The organism is Kistimonas asteriae, assembly GCF_018263925.1.
Classification (GTDB): Bacteria; Pseudomonadota; Gammaproteobacteria; order Pseudomonadales; family Endozoicomonadaceae; genus Kistimonas; species Kistimonas asteriae.
This window is the reverse complement of sequence record NZ_JAEVHF010000001.1, coordinates 217969-239643: the sequence shown is the minus strand read 5'-3', so window position 1 is coordinate 239643 and position 21675 is coordinate 217969. Positions and strand designations below refer to the sequence as shown.

The window sequence follows — 21675 nt, the reverse complement described above, 5'->3', positions numbered from 1 at the left end:
CCGCCGATGTTGTTACTTTCTATAATGGTGGCCGGTTTTTACTGACAGGTTTGCAGCCAATGACTACTCAGGAAGAAATGAATCGTCTGTTCTGGCACAGCAGAAGAGGGATGCTGGAGCTGGACATTCTGCTGGTGCCGTTTGCCAGGGAGGTTTACCCGACCCTGTCAGAGGAGGATCGGCAGCGTTATGTCCGGTTGCTGGAATGTGAGGATGCTGACCTGTTTGCCTGGTTTATGGAGCAGGAAGCGCCGAAGGATACGGATATTGCCTATATGGTAAGAATGATTCTGGATCGTGCCCGTAGCCTGCCTGCAGTTCATTGAACTGCAGTTGAGGCGATCCCGGTATCAGTTGTGGCTGGTATCGGGAGCGCACCTGGTCGCGGGAATGGCACCCTGGCTGGCTCGAACAGGGGGCTGGTCTGCTATTTTATCCTTTCTTATTTTGCTTCATTGGCTTGATGCACTCCGTGAGGAGGGCTGGTTAGGCAAGTCGCGTACTATCAACGGTGTTCGGTATGCCGGTGAGCAGTGGTCCATCGCATTGGATGCAACAGGGTGGGTTCGCGTTGAGCTGACCGGGCAGCCACTGATTACCCCTTTTCTGACCATTCTTCAGTTTCGTTCCGGGCATCGAATTCATAACGCCGTGCTGTTCTCTGATGCGCTGGATCCCGAAGCGTTCAGAGCGCTTCGGGTACGCTTGCTGCTGAACCATTGAGTCGTTTTTTACAGGGATAGGGTAGGGGTTAGCACAGTGTCTGTGGCCACTGGCAGTGTTTCAGGATAATCCAGCGTGAAGTGAAGCCCCCGGCTTTCATGGCGTTTCATGGCGGAGCGGATGATCAGCTCGGCAACCAGTGCCAGATTTCGTAATTCAATCAGGTCACTGCTGATTTTGTAGTTGCTGTAAAAATCATGGATTTCCTGCTGCAGGAGCTTGATCCGGTGGGACGCTCGCTGCAGACGTTTGGTGGTTCGTACAATGCCGACGTAGTCCCACATGAAACGGCGCAGCTCATCCCAGTTGTGGCTGATCACAACATCTTCGTCGGAGTCGGTCACCTGGCTGGCATCCCAGGCGGGTATGTCATGGGTATCGGCTATCGTATCCAGCTGTTGGCAGATATCCCGGGCGGCTGATTGGGCAAAGACAATGCATTCTAACAGGGAATTGCTGGCCAACCGGTTGGCGCCATGAAGCCCAGTAAAGCTGCATTCACCAATGGCATAGAGCCCGTTCAGATCGGTTCTGCCCGCGTGATTCACCATAATGCCACCGCAGGTGTAGTGGGCGGCGGGTACGACAGGAATCGGTTCCTGGCTCATATCGATGCCGTATTTCAGGCATCGCTCATGAATATTGGGGAAATGATCAAGAATAAATGCCCGTGGACGGTGACTGATATCCAGATAGAGGCAGTCACTGCCGAGCCGTTTCATCTCATGGTCGATAGCGCGGGCAACGATGTCCCGTGGTGCCAATTCGCCCCGTTCATCAAAGCGGGTCATGAAACGGGAGCCATCAGGCAGTAGCAGCTGGCCGCCTTCTCCCCGAACGGCCTCGCTGATCAGGAAAGATTTAGCTTGTGGGTGATAAAGGCAGGTTGGATGAAACTGGTTGAATTCCATATTGGCAACCCGGCAGCCTGCGCGCCAGGCCATGGCAATACCATCGCCGGATGAGCCATCCCGATTGCTGGTATAAAGATACACCTTGCTTGCCCCACCCGTTGCCAGGATGACAAATCGCGCCTTGAAGACATCGACAGATTCATTGGCTTGATTCAGCACATAGGCTCCCAGGCAGCGGTTGCCTGGTAGGCCCAGTTTTTGGGTTGTGATCAGATCAATGGCAATCTGATCCTGATAAAGATCAATATTGTTTTTCTGACGAACCCTGTTGATCAACGTGGTGGAAACCGCTCGTCCGGTGGCATCGGCAGCGTGAACGATCCGGCGATGGCTGTGTCCACCTTCGCGGGTAAGGTGCAGATTCGTCTGGTTTGAGGCCTCACTGAAGGGGACGCCATGCTCGATCAGCCACTCAATACTTTCGCGGCCATGGCTGACCGTGAAGCGGGCGGCCTGCTCATTACACAGGCCTGCCCCAGCGCTCAGGGTGTCGCCCAGATGGTTGTTCAGGCTGTCTCCCTCATCCAGCACGGCAGCGATGCCCCCCTGGGCCCAATAGGTTGAGCCGGCAGAAAGGTCTCCCTTGCTCAGAATCGCAACCCGGGTTGTTTCAGGAAGGTTCAAGGCGACGGCCAGACCGGCCGCGCCACTGCCAATCACGAGAGCGTCATACTGATGCTGCTGCATTGTTCTGTGATACCGCGTGTCATGTTTGCTAGAGTTGAATATTAAGGCAGTCAGGTCTTATAGGGAAAGGTACTAACCAGAATAAGGGAAAACGGAGTTGCCGTGCATTTCAGGCCTTTCCAAAGACGGTTTTTCCTTGAAAAATGCTTCCCTGAATCCCATCTCAGGCAGTCTTGCGAAAAAAAATGTGAATGTTGGGAACTTTTGGTCAGTGATACTGTCTATTGAGTTAGAACAGGGTAGTTGGTTCTTGCGCTAGGCTCTGAAGCCTGGACAGAAGAATTGAGGACAATTTATGGCAGATGCACAGGAAACCGACCAGCAGTTGGTGAGTCGGGTTCAGAAGGGGGACAAACGTGCATTCGACCTGCTAGTGATTAAATATCAGCACAAGATTCTCGGCCTTGTTGGGAGCTATGTGCATGACTTTCAGGAAGTGCAGGATGTGACCCAGGAGGCGTTCATCAAGGCGTATCGCGCCTTGGGGCAGTTTCGAGGTGACAGTGCGTTTTATACCTGGCTGTATCGTATTGCGATCAATACGGCCAAGAATTTTCTGGTGGCGAAAGGACGCCGTCCGCCGGATACCGATGTCGACGTCTACAACACCGAGACTCTGGATAGTTCGTACCCCCTGAAAGATCTGGAGACACCGGAGCACAATGTGCAGAAAGACGAGATAGAGGCGGTGATCTTCAAGGTTATCAAGGGCCTGCCGGATGAACTCCGTACCGCGGTGACGTTGCGGGAGTTTGATGGCTTGAGCTACGAAGATATCGCCGAGATCATGGATTGTCCGGTAGGGACCGTGCGGTCACGTATTTTCCGGGCCAGGGAAGCCATAGATAAAGTGATTCAGCCATTGCTGAGCAAATCGGGGTAATCGTTAATGATGCTGTGGGGAAACGGGGTAAAGCCGACCATGTCCAGTGAGGTGTCCCATGACCGCGATCGATAACCAGCCTGACCGGCGTCTGAAAGAGTCATTATCCGCACTGATGGATAATGAAGCCAATGAACTTGAGATGCATCGGGTGCTCGATCATCTGCAGAAGGATGAAGCCTTCAGAAAGACGGCGTTCAGTTACCAGTTGATTGGTGAAACACTGCGTAAAGAGAACAATGCCTTTGCCGGGATTGATCTGTCTTCTGCTGTGAGTGAAGCCATCGGTGAGGAGCCCGCCGTTAATACCGAAGAACGTTCGACAGGGCGGTGGCAATCACTGGGGCGTTTTGCTGTCGCGGCATCCGTGACACTGGCCGTGATCGTGGGTGTCCAGGTCTGGAATGGCCAGGATGCAGGGCAGCAGGACATTGCTTCCATTCGGGAGCCTGTCCAGCCGGTTGCCACTGATAATGGCACGCTGGTGGCTGATTATGGCGCAGTGGGTGTTCTGGCCGGTTATGGTACGGAGCAGAAAGGCCTGACGCCGTCGCAGCTGAGCCGCGCCCGGGTCTTTGCCGACAGCGTCGCCCGTGAGCGTTTCAGTGCCTACATGTTACAGCATGCTGAACAGCAATCGTCTTATACCGCACAGGGTATGTTGCCGTTCGTCAGGGCTGCCAGCTTTGAGAGACCCTAGTTTGGCGATGGAAGGAATGGTTTTGCACGCACGGAAACTGATCGGCCTACTGGTATTGAGCTGGGCTCTACCAGTCGCTGCAGCCCCGCAGGGATCACCGGTTGAATGGCTTGACCGGATGTCCACAGCCTTTAGAAGTGAAAATTATCAGGGTTTTTTTATCTACGAAAATCTTGGTGGGTTGCTGACGCTCAAAGTCATGCATGGTGTGGTTGATGGCCAGGAGAAAGAACGCCTGGTTTATCTGGATGGCCCCTACCGTGAGATGATTCGAGATGGGCAGAAAATCGCCTATATCCGGCAGGGGCAGGGCGGGGTTACTCTAAAACCGGGTTACCTGTCGGCATTGTCTGGCCGCTTCAAGACGGATTTTCAGCAGCTCAGTAATCATTATCAGCTGCGTTTTGCCGGTGACGCACGGGTTGCCAATCGTATCGGTCGTCATGTCGAATTGTTACCCCGAGACAAGCATCGCTACGGCTATCACCTCTGGCTGGATCACGACTCCGGCTTATTGTTGAAATCTGAAATGCATGGTGACAAAGGGGCTGTGCTGGAGCGTTTCCAGTTTGTCGATCTGGATGTAGGGTCGTTGGATGCAGCCAATGTCATACCTCCCGGGCAGCATGCCTGGAGGGATCGTTCTGCCGCTGTGGCCTCGTCTGATGATGCTTCCTTAAGTTGGGAGATGGGTTGGGTGCCTGAAGGTTTTGATAAAACCGGTTATCGAAAAACAGTCAGTCCTGTCAGTCAAAAACCGGTAGACAGTCTCCTTTACAGTGATGGTCTGGCGGCATTTTCTGTGTTTGTTGAAGAAGACATGACCCGGGTGTTGAGTCAGTCATCAGAACAGTCTGGAGCGACCGCCGCTGTGTCCAGGGTCTTCCGCAATGGTGATGCTTATTATAATGTGACGGTTGTCGGCGAGATTCCGTTGGGGACGGCAGAACGTATTGCCGTATCGGTCAAACCCCGCCAGATGGAAACGCCCCCTCAAGCACCGGCGAAGTAGGCGGTAGTAATAACAGACGTCAGAGCATTTGAAGACGATTCATGATTGAAGAAAGTGGACGTGTTGTCGCCGTCGAAGAGCGGCTGGCTGTTGTGGAAACCGTAAGAAAATCCGCCTGTGACGCCTGTTCTGCCCAAAATGCTTGTGGGCAGGGGCTCAAACGACATATCAGCGATCACAGTGCTTCCCATATGCATATTCGCGCATTATGTGACTTTCCGGTTCGGGAAGGTGATGCAGTGGTTATCGGTATACCCGAATCTGCCATGTTAAGAGCCTCATTTTGGGTTTATCTATCCCCTTTGCTGTTTTTGATTGTTGCCATTGGGTTTGGGAGCTGGCTTGGACTGCCTGAAGGTTATTTGATTATTTTTAGCTTGCTCGTTCTGGGAGCAGGCTTTGGTATTACTGCTTGTCTTTTCCACAATGAAAATCGGCAGAAACAGTTGCAGCCAGTCGTGCTCAGCTGGCAATTAATGAATCAGGAAAAGGCAGTAAAGGGTGTGTCGGAACATCAGCCTGCGATGACATGAGTATGGTCATTGTCATGCTGCGGCGGTCAGGTCATCTCTGTGTTTGTGATGACTGGTGAAATGTATCAGAAATGTTTGATCATCTGTGAGATGGGGAAACGGATCCTATGAGATATCCTGGAGTCAATGTTGCCGGCTGGCTTGGCGGAGTGCTCGCCCTGTTGCTCAGTATGCAGCTGGCAATTGCCAGTGAGCAGTTACCGGATTTTTCGAGTCTGGCGGAGAATGCATCGCCGGCTGTTGTGAATATCAGTACGTTGTCCAAGCCGAAGCAATCCGGCAGGCAGCAGCTTTATGGGCCTTATGGTGATGAGTTGCCTGAGATTTTCAGGCGTTATTTCGGACTGCAGATTCCGGATGAGTCCCAGTTTGAGCAGCCACGCCCGCAGTCGCTGGGTTCAGGTTTTATTATTTCCGATGATGGTTACATTCTGACCAATAACCACGTAGTGGAAGGTGCGGACGAAATTCTCGTGCGACTCAATGATCGCAGTGAATTCAAGGCCAAGCTGGTAGGGGCGGATAAGCGCTCTGACCTGGCATTGCTGAAAGTGGATGCCAAGCGTCTTCCTGCGATTCGGCTGGGTGATTCTGATGATTTGAAGCCAGGTCAGTGGGTTTTTGCCATTGGCTCTCCCTTTGGTTTTGAGTATTCGGTCACCAAGGGGATTATCAGTGCCCTGAATCGTAGCCTGCCGACTGAAAGTTATGTGCCGTTTATCCAGACTGATGTACCGATCAATCCCGGTAATTCCGGTGGTCCGCTGCTCAACATGGACGGTGAGGTTATTGGTATTAACTCCCAGATATTCACACGTTCAGGCGGATTTATGGGGCTCTCATTTGCGATTCCCATTGATGATGCCATGGATGTCGCTGAACAGCTGAAAGAAAAAGGGTATGTCACCCGCGGTTGGCTGGGTGTCGTGATTCAGGATGTTGATAGAAGTCTCGCTGAATCCTTTGGCCTCAAAAAGCCCCACGGTGCCCTGATCAGTCAGGTGATTCCTGAGGGGCCTGCGGGCAAGGCCGGTCTGCAGCCGGGGGATATTATCCTTCGATTCAATGGACGGGATATCAAGTTTTCCAGCGATCTTCCCATGGAGGTCGGTCGTACACCTGTCGGCAAGGCAGTTGAGGTTGATCTGGTGAGGCGTGGTAAGTCACTGACCAAGACCGTCGAGCTCGGTGAACTGCCTGATGAGCAGGGTAAAACCAAGCCTCAAGTACAGAGCCGTGAGGATAATCGACTTGGGATCAATGTTGAGTCATTGAACGACAACTATCGTCAGCGCCTCGGTGTTGATAAATCGTTGTCTGGCCTGGTGGTCACGCAGGTAGGTCGTGGTGCTGGTCGTGCGGTAGGACTGCGTAACGGCGATATCATTACTCAGATTAACCATCAGGACGTCAAGACCGTACAGGAATTCAATAATATTGTGAAAAAGCTGCCAGCGGACAAGACGATCTCCATGCTGGTGGTGCGCAGAGGTATGCCTGGGTTTATCACGTTCCGTCTGGCGGAGTGATATTGACTGGATAACGTTCACTACTCGTAGAAACGAATAGCCTGACGATCCATGCCCGGATAGCAGGCTACTGGTAAATACGGTAGACTGGTACGTTAACAGAGGTTTCCATTAGCCGTAACCCGCCCGCCTGACACAGGCGGGCGGGTTAATCTATTTAGAGCAGTAGTGACACACGGTGAGTGATTTACGACATATTCGAAATTTTTCGATCATTGCCCATATTGACCACGGAAAATCTACGCTGGCTGACCGGTTTATCCAGCATTGTGGTGGTCTGAGTGATCGGGAAATGCAACAGCAGGTGCTCGACTCCATGGAGCTTGAGCGCGAACGTGGTATCACCATCAAAGCACAGAGTGTAACGCTGGATTACACCGCGAAGGATGGCCAGGTCTACCAGCTCAACTTTATCGACACGCCAGGTCATGTTGACTTCTCCTATGAAGTCTCACGTTCGCTGGCGGCCTGTGAAGGTGCATTGCTGGTGGTTGATGCGGCCCAGGGTGTGGAGGCCCAGTCTGTAGCCAACTGCTATACCGCTATTGAGCAGGGGCTGGAAGTCATGCCCGTGCTGAACAAAATGGACTTGCCCCAGGCCGAGCCAGAGCGTGTTGCTCAAGAGATTGAGGAAATCATTGGCATTGATGCAACCGATGCGGTGCGTTGCTCTGCCAAGAGTGGCCTGGGCATTGAAGATGTGCTTGAGGCGCTGGTGGCGGCTATTCCGCCACCAGAGGGGAATATCAATGGTGAGCTGCAGGCGCTGATCATTGACTCCTGGTTTGATAACTACCTGGGGATTGTGTCCCTGGTTCGGGTGGTTAACGGTACGCTACGCAAGAAAGACAAAATGCTGGTTAAATCGACCGGCGAAGTCTATGTCGTGGATGATATCGGTATTTTTACCCCGAAACGGCAGTCTACCGGTGAGCTGAAAGCCGGTGAGGTGGGTTACGTTGTTGCCGGTATCAAGGACATTCATGGCGCGCCGGTCGGGGATACCCTGACCCATGCCAAGACACCAGAAGTCGCACGGCTTCCCGGTTTTCAGCGCGTGAAGCCTCAGGTTTATGCCGGCCTGTTCCCTGTCAGCTCTGATGATTTTGAAGATTTTCGTGAAGCGTTGGAGAAGCTCAGTCTTAACGATGCCTCCCTCTTTTATGAGCCGGAAAGCAGTGACGCACTGGGATTTGGTTTCCGCTGTGGTTTCCTTGGCATGTTGCACATGGAAATTATCCAGGAGCGCCTGGAGCGGGAGTATGATCTTGACCTTATTACCACGGCGCCTACGGTAGTTTATCAGGTCGTGATGAAAAATGAGGACGTGCTGGAGATTGATAACCCGTCCCGCCTGCCCGACCCGGCCGCTGTCCTGGAAATTCGTGAGCCCATCGTTCAAGCTCATATCCTGGTGCCGCAGGAGTACCTGGGTAATGTCATCAGCCTGTGTGTGGAAAAGCGCGGTATCCAACGTGATATGCAGTTCACGGGGACTCAGGTGTCTGTATCCTATGACCTGCCGATGAGCGAGGTGGTACTGGACTTCTTTGATCGCCTGAAATCGGTCAGTCGTGGTTTCGCCTCCCTGGATTACTCCTTTGATCGTTTTGAAGTGGCGAAAATGGTCAAGCTGGATATTCTTATCAACGGCGAGAAGGTTGATGCGCTGGCGTTGATTGTGCATAAGGACAATGCGGCTGGCAAGGGACGCAAGCTCACAGATGCCATGAAGGAGATTATTCCGCGGCAGATGTTTGATGTAGCGATTCAGGCAGCGATGGGTGGTCAGATTGTGGCACGGTCAACGGTGAAGGCGCTGCGCAAGAACGTAACGGCCAAATGTTATGGTGGTGACGTTAGCCGTAAACGTAAGCTGCTGGAGAAGCAGAAGGCCGGCAAGAAACGCATGAAACAGGTTGGTCGCGTGGAAATCCCCCAGGAAGCGTTCCTGGCTGTATTGAAAGTTGACAATTAAAAGGCTGATATGGACTTTAATTTCCCCCTTATCCTGGTGATCGCCGTGTTTGCCAGTGGTTTGATCGGGCTTGTCGATATTCTGGTTCTGGCGCCGAGGCGCCGGGCCGCCGTCGCCAGTTACCGTGAGCAGGTCGAAGAAGCAGACGAGGAAACTCTGGGCAGGTTGTCCAGAGAGCCGGGAATGGTGGAAACAGCAAAGTCCGTATTCCCTGTTCTGTTTATAGTGTTGGTATTGCGTTCATTCCTGTATGAACCGTTTCAGATTCCGTCGGGATCCATGATCCCGACGCTTCAGGTCGGCGATTTTATTCTGGTTAACAAGTACACCTATGGCCTCCGGCTTCCGGTGGTCGGCACCAAAGTCGTGGCGGTGAATGAGCCGCAGCGTGGTGATGTCATGGTGTTCAAGGAGCCGATGAATCCTAATATCAACTTCATTAAGCGGGTAATAGGTGCTCCTGGCGATAAAATTGCTTATCGTAATAAAGCCTTGTTTGTGAACGGCGAGAGGGTTCCAGAGACCTTCGTGGCTGAATTACGTGATGAGTTTGAGCCGCGCCTGGGGAGAAATCTGGTTTATCGGATCTATGAAGAAACCATTGGTGGAGTAACTCATCAGATCCGTAAGGATATGGATATCGAAAATCGCCTGCCGCAGACGGAATGGACGGTGCCTGAAGGGCAGTATTTCGTGATGGGCGATAATCGCGATCGCAGTAATGACAGCCGTTATTGGGGATTTGTCCCGGAAGCGAATATTGTCGGCAAAGCAGTCTATATCTGGATGCACTGGCCGAGCTGGTTTGATCTGCCTAATCTGAAAAACAATGGATCGATAATCTGAAGAACAGCTGGAGATCTGCCATGAAGGGAATGAAAGAGCAGCGTGGGGTGTCGATGATTGCCGTGTTGGCTTGGCTGACATTCGCAGCGGCCGTCTTTACTTGCATCGTCAAGTTTACGCCTTTATATCATGACAACTTCAGCGTTGAGAAAACGCTGGATTCCATAGAAGACCGTTATGGTATTGAAGATGCCTCTGTAGCAGATGTTCGCGATTGGTTGGATCGAGGTTTTCAGGTCAATAATCTGCCGGAATTGATCGAAGACAGCGCAAAAGTCAGACGTGAAGGCAACGAAATCATCATTGATGTAAACTATGAACGTCGTGTCCCAATGATCTACAACATAGATGCTGTTCTGACGTTCAAGAATAGCAGGAAAATCAGGCAATAGTGAAACAATCCATAGACAAGCTGGAACAGCAGCTCGGCTATCAATTTAACGATAGTGAGCTGGCTGTTCTGGCGTTGACTCATCGCAGTTATGGTGGCCGTAATAATGAGCGGCTCGAATTTCTTGGCGACTCCATCGTTAATTTTGTGATCGCCGAAGACCTCTATCAGCGTTTTCCCCAGGCAAAGGAAGGCCAACTGAGCAGGCTGCGCGCCTGCATGGTGCGTGGTGCTACGCTGGCGGAGATTGCCCGGGAATTTGGTCTGGGCGACTTTCTTCGTCTGGGCTCCGGTGAACTGAAAAGTGGTGGATATCGTCGTGAATCCATTTTGGCAGACGCTGTCGAAGCGCTGATTGGAGCCATTTATCTGGATACCGGCATGGATGTCTGCCGTACTCGTATACTCGCATGGTTTGCCAGTCGGCTTGAAAAACTCTCAGTGGGCGATCAGCAGAACAAAGACCCGAAAACCCGGCTGCAGGAATATTTACAGTCTCGTCAGCAGCCCCTGCCACACTATGAACTGGTCAGTATTGATGGCAGAGCCCATGATCAGACGTTTACAGTTCACTGTTCTGTTGCAGGTGTGGAATCGACAGCAGGTGAAGGTTGTAGTCGGCGGGCGGCAGAGCAGAAGTCTGCTCGAAGAGCCCTCGTCGCGCTTGGGGTGGAGGTTGAAGAATGATTGAGCAGGCAGTATCTGAAGGTCGTTGTGGCTATGTGGCGATTGTTGGTCGCCCTAATGTTGGGAAGTCAACGCTACTCAATCATATCTTGGGTCAGAAGTTGAGTATTACTTCACGTAAACCCCAGACAACCCGTCATCAGATTCTCGGGATCAAGACCGATGGTGATGTGCAGGCTGTCTACGTGGATACACCCGGTATTCATAAAAACGATGGCAGGGCCATTAACCGCTATATGAACCGGGCAGCGACCTCTTCTGTCAAAGATGTGGACGTTATTATCTTTATTGTCGACCGGATGGTCTGGACCGATGAAGATGAGATGGTGCTGGAAGCGGTCCGTCACAGTCGTTGTCCTGTCATTCTGGTTGTGAACAAGACTGATCGTATTACTGAGAAGGATAAACTCTTCCCCTGGTTGGATGATCTGTCGCGGAAGATGGATTTCGCCCATATCGTGCCGATGTCGGCCAAGAATGGTCACAATGTTGACCGGCTGGAGCGTTTGGTTCACGGATTTCTGCCGGAAAGTATTCATTTTTATGGTGATGATCAGATTACCGATCGTAGTTCCCGTTTCCTGGCGGCAGAACTGGTACGGGAAAAGATTATGCGTCAGCTGGGTGATGAGATTCCCTATCAGATTACAGTTGAGATTGAAGAGTTCAAGGAAGATGGTGGTGTGCTGCATATCAGCGCATTGATCCTGGTTGAGCGTCCAGGCCAGAAGCGGATTGTGATTGGTGATAAAGGCAGTCGCCTGAAAGTGATTGGTCATGATGCCCGCCTGGATATGGAAAAACTGTTCGACAGCAAGGTGATGCTGAATCTGTGGGTCAAGGTACGCTCCGGCTGGTCGGATGATGAGCGGGCGTTGGCCAGTCTTGGTTATACCGAGTTGCCCTGAGAGGGTTGATGGCTAACACCTTCGACCTGCAACCTGCCTGGGTGCTTCATACCCGGCCCTACCGTGACACAAGCTTGCTGGTGGATTGCCTGACCCGTCATCATGGGAAAGTATCCCTGGTCGCTTCAGGCGCCCGGGGAGCTACCACTAAGGCGGGAAAGCCCCGGCGAGGTCATCTTCTCCAGCCATTTTCCCGTCTGCTGATTAGCTGGACGGGGAAAGCAGAGCTCAAGACCCTGCGACAGCTTGAGCAGGATCGTTATCTGCTGCTGACGGGCAGGTATCTCTATAGCGGGTTGTATGCCAATGAGTTATTGATACGTCTGCTTCAGCCCGGTGATGCGGTAGCGAATCTGTTTGATCTTTATGAGTGGCTTGTTGACGGTCTGAGCCAACAGCTACCACTGGAGATCAAGCTGAGAGTTTTTGAGAAACTCTTGCTGGAAGCGCTGGGCTATGGGATTCCTTTGTCGTATGACGGAGAGAAGGGGCAGGCGATTCGTGATGATCAGTATTATCTCTATCAGCAGGATAGTGGGTTTGTACCCTGCCGAGCGCTGGATCCGGCGGGCAGGGTTCCCTGTTTTTCCGGGGTGGTCTTGAACGCGTTTGCTCGTAATGAGGTTACCGATTCGATGTTACCGGATCTTAAGCGTCTGACTCGGATGGCATTGGCCCCGTTGCTCGGCAATAGACCATTGCGCAGTCGTGAACTTTTTCGGCAGGCCGATCCGGTATGAGTCAATGATCAAGTCAGTGGAGGGAGTAGTCAGTGATTCCGATTAACCGTATTCTTCTGGGTGTTAATATCGACCATATTGCCACGATACGTCAGGCAAGAGGGATACGATTTCCTGACCCGGTCAAGGCCGCACTGGATGCTGAAGAGGCGGGTGCCGATGGGATCACCCTGCACTTGCGCGAAGATCGTCGCCATATTCAAGATCATGATGTGTATCGGCTCAAGGATTTGCTCCAGACCCGTATGAACCTGGAAATGGCGGTTACCGAAGAGATGCTGGTAATTGCGGAGCAGGTGCTGCCAGTCCATGTCTGCCTGGTGCCAGAGAAGCGTGAAGAGTTGACCACGGAAGGTGGGCTGGATGTGCTCAGTCAGGAAGGGCGTATTGCTGAAGCCTGCCAGCGGCTGGCTATAAAAGGCATTGATGTTTCACTGTTTATCGATCCCGAGCCTGTCCAGATTGATGCTGCCGTCCGATGTGGTGCGCCGACCATTGAGCTGCATACCGGTTGTTATGCTGAAGCGAAAACCCCGGAAGACCTGCACACAGAGCTGGAGAGAATCCGGCGGGCTGTTTCTCATGGTCGCAAGCAGGGGTTGATCGTCAATGCCGGGCATGGATTGAATTACCAGAATGTTGAACCTGTGGCCGCTATTCCGGGCATCAATGAATTGAACATCGGTCATGCCATTATTGGTAGGGCCATGTTTACAGGTCTGAAAGAAGCGGTAAGAGAAATGAAAATGCTCATGCTGGATGCGGCCAGGCATCAGGCATGATCGCGGGCATTGGAACCGATATCATTGATATACGGCGTATCCAGCAAGTGCTGGAACGGCAGGGGGATCGGTTTGTTCGGCGCATTCTGACCGAGTCTGAATATGCCGTTTTTATCGCTCGTGGTAGCCATGTGTCCTATATGGCAACGCGTTTCGCGGTAAAAGAAGCGGCTGCCAAAGCTTTGGGTACTGGTATTGGTAAAGTTTCGTTTCAGGATATTGAAGTGACCAATAGTGAGCAGGGTGCGCCCTCTCTGGTATTCCATGGCGCGGCAAAGCAGTTGGGAGAGCAGTTAGCAATCAGTGCCCATCATGTAACGATCAGTGATGAGAAGGACTATGCGGTAGCATTTGTCGTGCTGGAGCGTTAGAGGCGTCGATCATTGAACAAAAAAGGCGGAAAGGAAAATCCCTTCCGCCTTTTTTGTTGTTTAAGCTTCTGCCAGTTCAGGCTTTGCGGTGATCACAGGTTCTGCTTCCTGCCCTGTGCGACTAGTGTCTTCTCCGCCAAGCGCGTTGATGAGCTCGCTGAGAAAGCGTTCCAGTGTCAGGGACATCAGCGTAAAGTCGGCATCAAAACGTCCCGCTTTATCCTCAATATCGAGTGCGTCAGACTGCTCCTGCAACGTGTCAGTGAACTTGAGTCGTTTGATGCAGAGATCTTCGCCGAGAATGCAGTCGATAGACTCATCCCATTGCATGGCAATACGGCTGACGACTTTGCCGGACGTGAGATGCAGGCTAACCTCTTCAGACAATAAATCCACTCGTTTGCAGCGGACAATGCCGCCTTCTTCGCCCGGTTCCTTCAACTCACACTCATCGCCCAGAATGAAAGGTGCGGGCAGATCCGAAGACTGCTGTAGCCAGTGGGTCATAATGGCAGAAGGTGCTGACTTCAGTGCCGGAGGCAGTACAGGTAAGCTGCCCAGGCAGCTGCGCAGGGAACTGGTTAATTCTTCTGCCTTCCGGAAGCTGGAAGCATCCACAATCAACCAGCCGTTACGGCTATCAATATAAGCGCTGGTTCGATTAGATCGGCTGAAGGCTCGCGGCAGCAGGTCGCGCGTGATTTCATCCTTGAGCTGGTCTTTCTCTTTCTTAAAGACTTTTCTGCCCTGTTCCTGCTCAATGATGTCGACTTTTTCTTTCAGTGCGTCACGCACGACGCTGGCCGGTAACAGCTTCTCTTCTTTTTTTGCAGTCAGTACCAGAAACTGGCCACTGGCATGAATCAGGCTGTCACCATCCGGCACCGGTGACACCCAGCCAAAACTGGCCATCTCCGATTTGCTGCAGGGGCGAAACCGTTGTTCCGCCAGTTTTTCTTCCAGGGTTTCAGCAGTGTATTCAAACGGTTTGCTGAAACGGTACAAAATCAGGTTTTTGAACCACATGATGCTCTGTCCCACTGTTGGTATCTGTCATGGTAACAGATGCATTCGGCATTTGATGACGGATGCGATAAAGACGGATATAGAGTGTCGCGAAATGATCGCCAGAATAGCCGGAATGGGTAAATCCCGCAGGTGGGCATATATCGGTTGCATATCGTAACCGATGCTGCTTATAATTCGCGCCGTCCTGACGAGGGGTGATTAGCTCAGCTGGGAGAGCATCTGCCTTACAAGCAGAGGGTCGGCGGTTCGATCCCGTCATCACCCACCACGCAAGACTGTAGCGGACCGGTAGTTCAGTTGGTTAGAATGCCGGCCTGTCACGCCGGAGGTCGCGGGTTCGAGCCCCGTCCGGTCCGCCACGTTGCAACAAGGTCTGGATTTAAGTCGCATTATGGTTATAATGCGCACCGCATCGGGAAGGGTGATTAGCTCAGCTGGGAGAGCATCTGCCTTACAAGCAGAGGGTCGGCGGTTCGATCCCGTCATCACCCACCAGTGTGCAAAGTAAGTATGTCGCGGACCGGTAGTTCAGTTGGTTAGAATGCCGGCCTGTCACGCCGGAGGTCGCGGGTTCGAGCCCCGTCCGGTCCGCCATTTATTTACTGATGATATTTGAAAGAATTTTTGGGTGATTAGCTCAGCTGGGAGAGCATCTGCCTTACAAGCAGAGGGTCGGCGGTTCGATCCCGTCATCACCCACCAGTGTTAAAAAGCAAGTTTGTCGCGGACCGGTAGTTCAGTTGGTTAGAATGCCGGCCTGTCACGCCGGAGGTCGCGGGTTCGAGCCCCGTCCGGTCCGCCATTTAATTTGCTAGATGATGTATTGCAAGATTTTGGGTGATTAGCTCAGCTGGGAGAGCATCTGCCTTACAAGCAGAGGGTCGGCGGTTCGATCCCGTCATCACCCACCAGGTTAGTAAAGCAAGTATGCTGCGGACCGGTAGTTCAGTTGGTTAGAATGCCGGCCTGTCACGCCGGAGGTCGCGGGTTCGAGCCCCGTCCGGTCCGCCATATTTCAGAAAAGCCGATCAGAAATGATCGGCTTTTTTTTGTCTTCTCCAAAATGATCTCTCCAAGCTCCGCGTTTAAGCGACTGTTTCCAGTGTTATCTCGATAAAAAAATTTAATCGTCACAAGTAGAAAGTTTATTTGAATCCGGATTTGTTTTAACTGCATATTCTAGCCATGTAATCGCCGTTTTTTCGTGTCTGGAAATGGGTATGAACAAACAAGAAATGCAGGATGCGCTCGTATCACGTGCAGCGTCGTTGAATGAGTGGTTAAGTGATTCTTCCGAAAGAACCATTGAGTCACTGATGATCAGGAAGTTTGACTGTTCGGTGGTGCTGCATGGGAGGCGTCTCTCTGTTGAGAGTGATGGTGGGCTTGATGTTCCCGTTCAGTTGCTGATTCAGCAGGATTACAAGCTCTGGTCGATTAATTTGATGCTATCGATCAAGCCTCTGGATGACATTGACGATGAAGACGAGATGCGTCCTGCCGGTTTGCTGTTCCAGGTTGTCGGTGAGGAAGGGGAGCGTCATCCGATCGTGTTGTTGCGGGCAGAGGTATCACCTGCCGGCATGGATCCAGCACTGGATAATCAGCAGTGGTGTCATTTCTGGCTGCAGAAGTTTCTCAAGCAGCCTGATATTAAGCAGCTTTTTGGTTACAAATCGCTGATGGATGAAGTGTAAGCCAGTTTGTGTCTGATCTGCTTTCCCGGCGTGGGTGCTTGTGTTCTAGGTTCTCATGCCGATTGTTTTGATTCTGTCGTATTTATTCTGGCTTTCTCCTACCTTGATGATCCATGGAGTGGAAAATCGGTAGACACTGTTGGACAATCGCATCCCGATTTTTTTGTCTTACAGGCAACGCTGTTGCCTGAGTGACTATTATGCTTAATGGCAATTAATGCCTGTCAGGAGTGTTTTGTTCTGTGGATACCGAGCTTTTGAAGACATTTCTGGAAGTCGAAAAGACCCGGCATTTTGGTAAGGCTGCAGAAAATCTTTATCTGACTCAGTCAGCTGTAAGCTCAAGGGTGCGGCAGTTGGAGTCACAGCTCTCTGCACCACTATTTACCCGTTACCGTAACAATATTCAGCTGACACCGGCCGGTGAGCGGCTCAGAAGCCATGCAGAGGCAATCCTTGCCGCGTGGGATCGAGCCCGGCTGGATGTGGCGCTGGATCGTGATCAGAATGTTCAGATATCCATTGGTGCGACGCCAAATGTCTGGGATATTTTGCTGCAGGAGCGCATTAATCAGATATTCAGTGATAATCCGGGAGTCGCTGTCCGGGCAGAAAGTGTCAGTCCGGAAGTGGTTGCGCGCAGACTCCTGAATCGAACTCTGGATCTCGCTATTTTGTTTGATCCGCCCAAAGCGGATGAGCTGGGTTATTGCGAACTCTCGATGGTGGAGCTTGTGATGGTCACCAGTACAGCGATAATGGAGGGTAGTGTGCCCTGGCAGATGGGTTGGGTGATGGTCGATTGGGGGACCCGCTTTGGTATTGAGTTATCGCGTCATTTAAGTAGTTTGCCATCCCCTGTTCTCCATACTAACAGTGCCCGAGTAGCACTGGATTTCCTGCTGAATAATGGTGGCTGTGCTTATCTGCCGCTGACAATGGTGCAGACGCTGATTGCTGCGGGTGATTTGTATCAAGTGAAGGATGTGCCGGTCATCAGTCGACATATCTATTGCAGTTGGCACGAAGAGTGCGATCGTCTGGAGAGTCTGCAGGTCTTAATGAAGCAACTTAACCATCAGGTTGCTATCGACGGCGGGCAGATTGCGTTTTCAGTGACCGAGGGAGTCGGGTTGATCCCGGAATGATTAACCATCAAACCGGGAATCGTCGATATTGTCAGGATGTTGATGGGGTAGGGCGTTAGCCTGCTAATCGACCATTTCGGGTTCCTGAGCCTGCGTTGATTCTTCAATGTTAGAAGCTGGCTGGGTTGATTGTGTCTCGGTCTCGGGAACGACTTCTGTTGCCATGAATCCCTTGGCGCCATTGCCCATCAGGAACTTCACGGTTTCACCGGCCTTGAGGGTTTTGAAGCCTTCCATATTGATACAGCTGTAATGGATAAAAATATCCTGATTATTGGATTCGCTGATAGGGTTGATGAAACCGATTCCCTTCGGGTTACTGAACCATTTTATGGTGCCGATGAAATACTCCATATTTCTCTTCTCATTATTGTTGATCCTGATTAAACGATAACCTTATCAGGGCGGCTGAGGCAATCCCATTTATTGATCTTGAGAGAGGCAATAAAACAACGCTAATCGTCTTTTATGACAAAAACGCTAAAGCCCGCCGTTGCAAGGCGACTATGTGCAACATTTGGCTGTATTAAGTGAGCGAAAAGCAGTGCAGGAGAGCCATGGGTCACAATGATGAAGACGTCAGTATCACTCCCTGCAAGAGTCTCGTCGTAAAATGCCTGTAATCGGGCAGTAATCTGTTCAGTGGTTTCGCCACCAAAGGCGATGGGGTCATCGGGAAACCAGGGATCTTTGTCATCGAATTGAGCATGTGGCAGGCCTTCACGATTTCCCACATTGGTTTCTATCAATCGGCTGTCTGTCGTGATCGCTTGTTGAGTCATGCGGAGTTCTCCGGCCACTATTTCTGCTGTTTGTACGGTGCGAGGCAGGGGGGAGGCGAATAGAGCGATACGGACTTCTTTGTCGAGTAGGTTGTTGATTGCGCGGGCACTGCTTTTGACCTGTTCTTTGCCGTTGTCGGTCAGGTATGACGGACTATAAGCAGGGTGCTCAGAGTTTGTATTATAGCGATCGCTGATATTGTGATCGGCTTCGCCGTGTCGCATCACGATAATGGTGTGCTCCTTGCCAAGCATCGAAGGTGCATTCAGTAATGTCATGATAAATGTCAGGACAATGATGAGTGCTTTGCGCATTCTCCTACTCCTCGTTTTCGGCAAGATGCGCTAATTCTAGAAAAAAGGGATGAATTATCTGGTTGTTTGCGTGTTCAGCGCTGAACCGTCATTATTCCGCGCCAAATGGTTGTTATTGAACGAATGACAGGGTGACAGAATGAAGTTGTTGAATCGGTCCGCGGTTTCCCTGAAGCCAACTGCCGTGTTTGTTGAATGGGCCAATCGAGTGAACCCGGATGAAGCAATGACTCTTGAGGCATTCAGGGCTGAAGGTTCGATTTACCTGTTCGAAGAGGTGGAGCAGGAGGGCGATTTCGGCCAGTGGTTGAAGTTACATGCCGTGCAGCTGTTTGAGAATGAGCTGGAAGCCTGGGTGGAAGATGAGGATCTTTGGCCAAGTACGCGTGATTACAGCCTCTTTTCTCAATGGTTTGATATAGAGCCTCAGCTGGTATGTTTTGATGTCAGTGAGCAGCCGTTAATGCGGGCTGATTTGAACGTTTTATAGGGAGAAAGGCTGCGGCAGACAGGGGCTGTCTGCCGCATAGGGACGTTATTGCTTGGCGCTATCTGCGATATAGCGGGAGGACAGTTCGATCATGTCAGCCAGAATATTCCCACTTTCCATCAGCAGGGCATCTTCCTCGGGCTTGTCATCCTCACGTTTGCCGTATTGGGAGACGTTGGCGTTTTGCGCTTCCTCTAACTCTTCAAGGCTCTTGTAAACCGGTTTTTCCTTTGCCTTGCGCAGTTGGTTTTCAAGGCGGAGTCGCTCTTTGCGCATAGCCTCTGTTTCGTTACGGCGCTCCTTCTCGTTGAGCGTAATGCTGTTTTTGCTGTCATAACGCTGCTGGAAGGTCTTCAAGTCCTTGAGATAGAGGAAGTCAGGGTTGTTACTGATGCGTTTGTTATGCCGTTCGCGCAAAGCGGGCATGAACGGGGTCAGCGGATCAAACGCCTTGAACTTGGCTGGGTTGATTTCATCCCAGGGCAGGGCATTGGGTAATGCGCTTTCGCCGATATCTTCCTTATTGAACAGGGAGGGGAAGCTGATGTCCGGGATGACCCCCCGATTCTGGGTGCTCTGCCCGGAGACGCGGTAGAATTTTGCGACGGTCAGTTTCAGCTGGCCGTGGTTGAGCGGTTGGATGGTCTGGACAGTGCCTTTACCAAAGCTCTGGCTGCCAATGATGACAGCGCGCTGGTAGTCCTGCATGGCGCCGGCAAAAATCTCTGACGCCGAGGCGCTCAGTCGGTTGATCATGACCGCCATGGGGCCGTGGTAGACCTCTTCAGGGTCAGGATCCTGCTGAGGCTCGGTGCGTCCCCGGCTGTCACGAACAACAACGGTTGGACCGTCATTGATAAACAGGCCGCTGAGCTGGTTAGCTTCCTGAAGTGATCCACCTCCATTGCTGCGCAGGTCGATAATCAAGCCGTCAATGTTCTCTTTGTTGAGTTCTTTGAGCAGTTTGCGCACATCCCGTGTTGTGCTCTTGTAATCAGGATCACCAGCCTGGGCGGCTTTGAAATCGATGTAAAAGGCTGGGATCTCAATTACGCCAATACGGTAATCTCTGTCACCCTGCTTGATGGTCACAATTTCTTTTTGGGCGGATTGTTCTTCCAGTTTTACCTTGTCCCTGGTGATGGGGTAAATGCGGGTCTTGCCATCCTTGCTGGTGGATGGGATGGTCTCCAGTTTCACCTGGGTGCCCTTGGGGCCGCGGATCAGTTTAACGACTTCGTCCAGACGCATACCGACCACATCTTCGAACTTGCCATTCTCACCCTGAGACACTGCAATGATGCGATCACCAGGCTTCAGTTGCCCAGCTTTGTCTGCCGGCCCGGCTGGTACAATACTGACGACTTTGGTGTATTCATCCTCTGACTGGAGTACCGCCCCAATGCCTTCCAGTGACAGGCTCATATTGATATCAAAGGTTTCGGCACGCTGAGGGGAAAAGTATTGGGTATGTGGATCATAGAGCTGCGTGAATGCATTCAGGTAAAGCTGGAAAGCATCCTCGTTACGGGTCTGATGGAGGCGGCGCAGCTGATTGGTGTAGCGCTTGTGAAGCAGCTCCTGGATCTCTTTCAGCGGCTTCTCGTTCAGCTTCATGTTCAGAACGCTGTCTTTCAGCTGACGCCGCCAGAGATCTTCCTGTGCCTTGCGATCGGCAAGCCAGGGGGATTTTTCACGATCGATCGTCAGTGATTCTTTCTTGTTGAAATCGATGTTGTTCAGCCCGGCTTCCAGATACTTCAGGGCAAATCGGATGCGTTCTTCGCTGCGCTGCATGTAGCGGTTGAAAATATCAAAAGCGGGTTTCAGGTTGCCGCTTTTCAGTGCGCTGTCGAGTTCGTTCCTGTAAGGTTCGAATTCTTTAATGTCAGAGGCTAAGAAGAAACTGCGATTGCGATCCAGTGTGTCCAGATAGCTTTGGAAAATTTTGTCTGAACTGTTGTTGTCGATGGTGATTTTTTCGTAGGAGTTTCGTTGCAGTAGCTGCACGACATTGACACTGGCAATAGCCTGGTTCAGCGTTGGCTTGAGAACATCAAGCTGCTGTTCGAGCAGTTTATCCGTATCGACATGACTATTCTCGCTATCCTTGGCGAAAGCCAATGTCGATGATAATGACAACAGCAGGACAAAAAACAGATTCAGACGGGCAGTTCGGGCCTTAAAATGCATCAGATGGTTCGCTCTCTTATCAGTGTCTGCCTGGCGTGTTATGGATAACCGGCATGGGTGACAACTCCTTTTTCTACCCAGCCCGCTGATGGCTGTTTCTGGGTAATCGGCCGTCTACTCAGCCTTTTTACAGACGTCTCAAGCATGATACCTACAACTGTCGCGGCAGGGAAAGCGATAGTTTTGCCTTTTGCCGCGCCACAGCTGCATTTGCTACTGCACGTGCAGCCCGCTATGCCAAGGGGTGATCAGGTTGCCTGCGTTATGTTTTCAGGATAGGACGGCTTGATTCATACGTCATGCCGGGAGGTGGTAATGGGGCAAAACCCGTGTGGTT

At 51.7% G+C, this 21675-nt stretch carries 23 protein-coding genes and 8 tRNA genes; 26 read left to right on the top strand and 5 right to left on the bottom strand.

Going from position 1 to position 21675, the window contains the following annotated elements:
* The first annotated feature begins 59 nt into the window (after positions 1 to 59).
* On the top strand, positions 60 to 326 hold the full coding sequence (locus tag KHS78_RS01170; RefSeq protein ID WP_211824386.1) for an FAD assembly factor SdhE: 267 nt from the start codon (positions 60 to 62) through the stop codon (positions 324 to 326).
* Positions 298 to 723, top strand: a complete 426-nt coding sequence (locus KHS78_RS01165) for a protein YgfX (protein WP_211824384.1) — start codon at positions 298 to 300, stop codon at positions 721 to 723. Before KHS78_RS01170 ends, KHS78_RS01165 begins: the two co-directional genes overlap by 29 nt.
* 8 nt (positions 724 to 731) lie before the next feature.
* Here KHS78_RS01165 and nadB read toward each other — a convergent pair whose 3' ends face one another.
* On the bottom strand, positions 732 to 2324 hold the full coding sequence (nadB, locus tag KHS78_RS01160; RefSeq protein ID WP_211824382.1) for an L-aspartate oxidase: 1593 nt from the start codon (positions 2322 to 2324) through the stop codon (positions 732 to 734).
* A gap of 295 nt (positions 2325 to 2619) precedes the next feature.
* Here nadB and rpoE point away from each other — a divergent pair, with 295 nt between their 5' ends.
* The 13 genes from rpoE to acpS all read left to right on the top strand — a co-directional run bounded on the left by rpoE (position 2620) and on the right by acpS (position 13684).
* On the top strand, positions 2620 to 3207 hold the full coding sequence (rpoE, locus tag KHS78_RS01155) for an RNA polymerase sigma factor RpoE (RefSeq protein ID WP_211824380.1): 588 nt from the start codon (positions 2620 to 2622) through the stop codon (positions 3205 to 3207).
* A gap of 58 nt (positions 3208 to 3265) precedes the next feature.
* Positions 3266 to 3907: a sigma-E factor negative regulatory protein gene (locus KHS78_RS01150; RefSeq protein WP_211824378.1), complete on the top strand. Its 642-nt coding sequence runs from the start codon at positions 3266 to 3268 to the stop codon at positions 3905 to 3907.
* Positions 3908 to 3929: 22 nt separating this feature from the next.
* Complete coding sequence (locus KHS78_RS01145) at positions 3930 to 4919, top strand: MucB/RseB C-terminal domain-containing protein (protein WP_211824376.1); 990 nt, start codon at positions 3930 to 3932, stop codon at positions 4917 to 4919.
* A gap of 41 nt (positions 4920 to 4960) precedes the next feature.
* Positions 4961 to 5452, top strand: a complete 492-nt coding sequence (locus tag KHS78_RS01140) for a SoxR reducing system RseC family protein (RefSeq protein ID WP_211824374.1) — start codon at positions 4961 to 4963, stop codon at positions 5450 to 5452.
* 107 nt (positions 5453 to 5559) lie between these two features.
* Complete coding sequence (locus KHS78_RS01135) at positions 5560 to 6981, top strand: DegQ family serine endoprotease (RefSeq protein WP_246505973.1); 1422 nt, start codon at positions 5560 to 5562, stop codon at positions 6979 to 6981.
* Between the two features lie 178 nt (positions 6982 to 7159).
* The gene (gene lepA, locus KHS78_RS01130) at positions 7160 to 8959 is read left to right on the top strand and encodes a translation elongation factor 4 (RefSeq protein ID WP_211824372.1); all 1800 of its coding nucleotides are present in this window, start codon (positions 7160 to 7162) and stop codon (positions 8957 to 8959) included.
* Positions 8960 to 8968: 9 nt separating this feature from the next.
* Positions 8969 to 9805 (top strand): signal peptidase I, encoded by an 837-nt coding sequence (gene lepB / locus KHS78_RS01125; protein WP_211824369.1) that lies wholly within the window; start codon positions 8969 to 8971, stop codon positions 9803 to 9805.
* A 20-nt stretch (positions 9806 to 9825) separates the two neighbouring features.
* Positions 9826 to 10197 (top strand): DUF4845 domain-containing protein, encoded by a 372-nt coding sequence (locus KHS78_RS01120; RefSeq protein WP_211824367.1) that lies wholly within the window; start codon positions 9826 to 9828, stop codon positions 10195 to 10197.
* A complete protein-coding gene (rnc, locus tag KHS78_RS01115; RefSeq protein WP_211824365.1) occupies positions 10197 to 10883 on the top strand; it encodes a ribonuclease III in 687 nt (228 codons plus the stop codon). Before KHS78_RS01120 ends, rnc begins: the two co-directional genes overlap by 1 nt.
* Positions 10880 to 11791 carry a GTPase Era gene (gene era / locus KHS78_RS01110; protein ID WP_211824363.1) on the top strand — a complete coding sequence of 304 codons (912 nt, stop codon included), beginning with the start codon at positions 10880 to 10882 and terminating at the stop codon, positions 11789 to 11791. Before rnc ends, era begins: the two co-directional genes overlap by 4 nt.
* Positions 11792 to 11799: 8 nt before the next feature.
* On the top strand, positions 11800 to 12531 hold the full coding sequence (gene recO, locus KHS78_RS01105; protein ID WP_211824361.1) for a DNA repair protein RecO: 732 nt from the start codon (positions 11800 to 11802) through the stop codon (positions 12529 to 12531).
* A 32-nt stretch (positions 12532 to 12563) separates the two neighbouring features.
* Positions 12564 to 13313 (top strand): pyridoxine 5'-phosphate synthase, encoded by a 750-nt coding sequence (gene pdxJ, locus KHS78_RS01100; protein ID WP_211824360.1) that lies wholly within the window; start codon positions 12564 to 12566, stop codon positions 13311 to 13313.
* Positions 13310 to 13684 carry a holo-ACP synthase gene (acpS, locus tag KHS78_RS01095; protein ID WP_211824358.1) on the top strand — a complete coding sequence of 125 codons (375 nt, stop codon included), beginning with the start codon at positions 13310 to 13312 and terminating at the stop codon, positions 13682 to 13684. Before pdxJ ends, acpS begins: the two co-directional genes overlap by 4 nt.
* A gap of 60 nt (positions 13685 to 13744) precedes the next feature.
* On the opposite strand, the gene rdgC is transcribed toward acpS, so the two are convergent.
* Positions 13745 to 14710, bottom strand: coding sequence for a recombination-associated protein RdgC (gene rdgC / locus KHS78_RS01090; protein ID WP_211824356.1), 966 nt, complete (start codon positions 14708 to 14710; stop codon positions 13745 to 13747).
* 195 nt (positions 14711 to 14905) lie between these two features.
* Between rdgC and KHS78_RS01085 the strand changes: the two genes are divergently transcribed.
* The 10 genes from KHS78_RS01085 to KHS78_RS01040 all read left to right on the top strand — a co-directional run bounded on the left by KHS78_RS01085 (position 14906) and on the right by KHS78_RS01040 (position 17558).
* Positions 14906 to 14981 (top strand) — tRNA-Val (locus KHS78_RS01085).
* A 14-nt stretch (positions 14982 to 14995) separates the two neighbouring features.
* A tRNA-Asp gene (locus KHS78_RS01080) sits at positions 14996 to 15072 on the top strand.
* Between the two features lie 60 nt (positions 15073 to 15132).
* Positions 15133 to 15208 (top strand) — tRNA-Val (locus KHS78_RS01075).
* 22 nt (positions 15209 to 15230) lie between these two features.
* Positions 15231 to 15307, top strand: a tRNA-Asp gene (locus tag KHS78_RS01070).
* Between the two features lie 32 nt (positions 15308 to 15339).
* A tRNA-Val gene (locus KHS78_RS01065) sits at positions 15340 to 15415 on the top strand.
* Positions 15416 to 15438: 23 nt separating this feature from the next.
* A tRNA-Asp gene (locus KHS78_RS01060) sits at positions 15439 to 15515 on the top strand.
* Positions 15516 to 15548: 33 nt separating this feature from the next.
* Positions 15549 to 15624, top strand: a tRNA-Val gene (locus KHS78_RS01055).
* Positions 15625 to 15647: 23 nt separating this feature from the next.
* Positions 15648 to 15724: transfer RNA gene (locus KHS78_RS01050), tRNA-Asp, on the top strand.
* A gap of 209 nt (positions 15725 to 15933) precedes the next feature.
* Positions 15934 to 16410, top strand: coding sequence for a hypothetical protein (locus tag KHS78_RS01045; protein WP_211824353.1), 477 nt, complete (start codon positions 15934 to 15936; stop codon positions 16408 to 16410).
* 242 nt (positions 16411 to 16652) lie between these two features.
* Positions 16653 to 17558, top strand: coding sequence for a LysR family transcriptional regulator (locus tag KHS78_RS01040; protein WP_211824351.1), 906 nt, complete (start codon positions 16653 to 16655; stop codon positions 17556 to 17558).
* A gap of 63 nt (positions 17559 to 17621) precedes the next feature.
* Here KHS78_RS01040 and KHS78_RS01035 read toward each other — a convergent pair whose 3' ends face one another.
* Complete coding sequence (locus KHS78_RS01035; protein WP_211824349.1) at positions 17622 to 17912, bottom strand: cold shock domain-containing protein; 291 nt, start codon at positions 17910 to 17912, stop codon at positions 17622 to 17624.
* A gap of 101 nt (positions 17913 to 18013) precedes the next feature.
* The gene (locus KHS78_RS01030) at positions 18014 to 18655 is read right to left on the bottom strand and encodes a histidine phosphatase family protein (RefSeq protein ID WP_211824348.1); all 642 of its coding nucleotides are present in this window, start codon (positions 18653 to 18655) and stop codon (positions 18014 to 18016) included.
* A 139-nt stretch (positions 18656 to 18794) separates the two neighbouring features.
* Between KHS78_RS01030 and KHS78_RS01025 the strand changes: the two genes are divergently transcribed.
* Entirely contained in the window at positions 18795 to 19145 is a 351-nt protein-coding gene (locus KHS78_RS01025; protein WP_211824346.1) for a hypothetical protein, read from the top strand.
* Between the two features lie 45 nt (positions 19146 to 19190).
* Here the strand turns inward: KHS78_RS01025 and KHS78_RS01020 are convergent, their stop codons facing one another.
* Complete coding sequence (locus KHS78_RS01020; RefSeq protein ID WP_211824344.1) at positions 19191 to 21338, bottom strand: carboxy terminal-processing peptidase; 2148 nt, start codon at positions 21336 to 21338, stop codon at positions 19191 to 19193.
* Positions 21339 to 21675: the final 337 nt, after the last annotated feature.

Excerpts from the sequence above, each read along its gene's own strand:
- lepB (WP_211824369.1), top strand. The coding sequence starts at position 8,969 with ATGGACTTTAATTTCCCCCTTATCCTGGTGATCGCCGTGTTTGCCAGT.
- KHS78_RS01045 (WP_211824353.1), top strand. The coding sequence starts at position 15,934 with ATGAACAAACAAGAAATGCAGGATGCGCTCGTATCACGTGCAGCGTCG.
- KHS78_RS01025 (WP_211824346.1), top strand. The coding sequence starts at position 18,795 with ATGAAGTTGTTGAATCGGTCCGCGGTTTCCCTGAAGCCAACTGCCGTG.
- era (WP_211824363.1), top strand. The coding sequence starts at position 10,880 with ATGATTGAGCAGGCAGTATCTGAAGGTCGTTGTGGCTATGTGGCGATT.
- KHS78_RS01135 (WP_246505973.1), top strand. The coding sequence starts at position 5,560 with ATGAGATATCCTGGAGTCAATGTTGCCGGCTGGCTTGGCGGAGTGCTC.
- recO (WP_211824361.1), top strand. The coding sequence starts at position 11,800 with ATGGCTAACACCTTCGACCTGCAACCTGCCTGGGTGCTTCATACCCGG.
- KHS78_RS01020 (WP_211824344.1), bottom strand. The coding sequence starts at position 21,338 with ATGCATTTTAAGGCCCGAACTGCCCGTCTGAATCTGTTTTTTGTCCTG.
- rpoE (WP_211824380.1), top strand. The coding sequence starts at position 2,620 with ATGGCAGATGCACAGGAAACCGACCAGCAGTTGGTGAGTCGGGTTCAG.
- KHS78_RS01140 (WP_211824374.1), top strand. The coding sequence starts at position 4,961 with ATGATTGAAGAAAGTGGACGTGTTGTCGCCGTCGAAGAGCGGCTGGCT.
- KHS78_RS01035 (WP_211824349.1), bottom strand. The coding sequence starts at position 17,912 with ATGGAGTATTTCATCGGCACCATAAAATGGTTCAGTAACCCGAAGGGA.
- KHS78_RS01120 (WP_211824367.1), top strand. The coding sequence starts at position 9,826 with ATGAAGGGAATGAAAGAGCAGCGTGGGGTGTCGATGATTGCCGTGTTG.
- rdgC (WP_211824356.1), bottom strand. The coding sequence starts at position 14,710 with ATGTGGTTCAAAAACCTGATTTTGTACCGTTTCAGCAAACCGTTTGAA.
- acpS (WP_211824358.1), top strand. The coding sequence starts at position 13,310 with ATGATCGCGGGCATTGGAACCGATATCATTGATATACGGCGTATCCAG.
- KHS78_RS01150 (WP_211824378.1), top strand. The coding sequence starts at position 3,266 with ATGACCGCGATCGATAACCAGCCTGACCGGCGTCTGAAAGAGTCATTA.
- nadB (WP_211824382.1), bottom strand. The coding sequence starts at position 2,324 with ATGCAGCAGCATCAGTATGACGCTCTCGTGATTGGCAGTGGCGCGGCC.
- KHS78_RS01030 (WP_211824348.1), bottom strand. The coding sequence starts at position 18,655 with ATGCGCAAAGCACTCATCATTGTCCTGACATTTATCATGACATTACTG.
- KHS78_RS01170 (WP_211824386.1), top strand. The coding sequence starts at position 60 with ATGACTACTCAGGAAGAAATGAATCGTCTGTTCTGGCACAGCAGAAGA.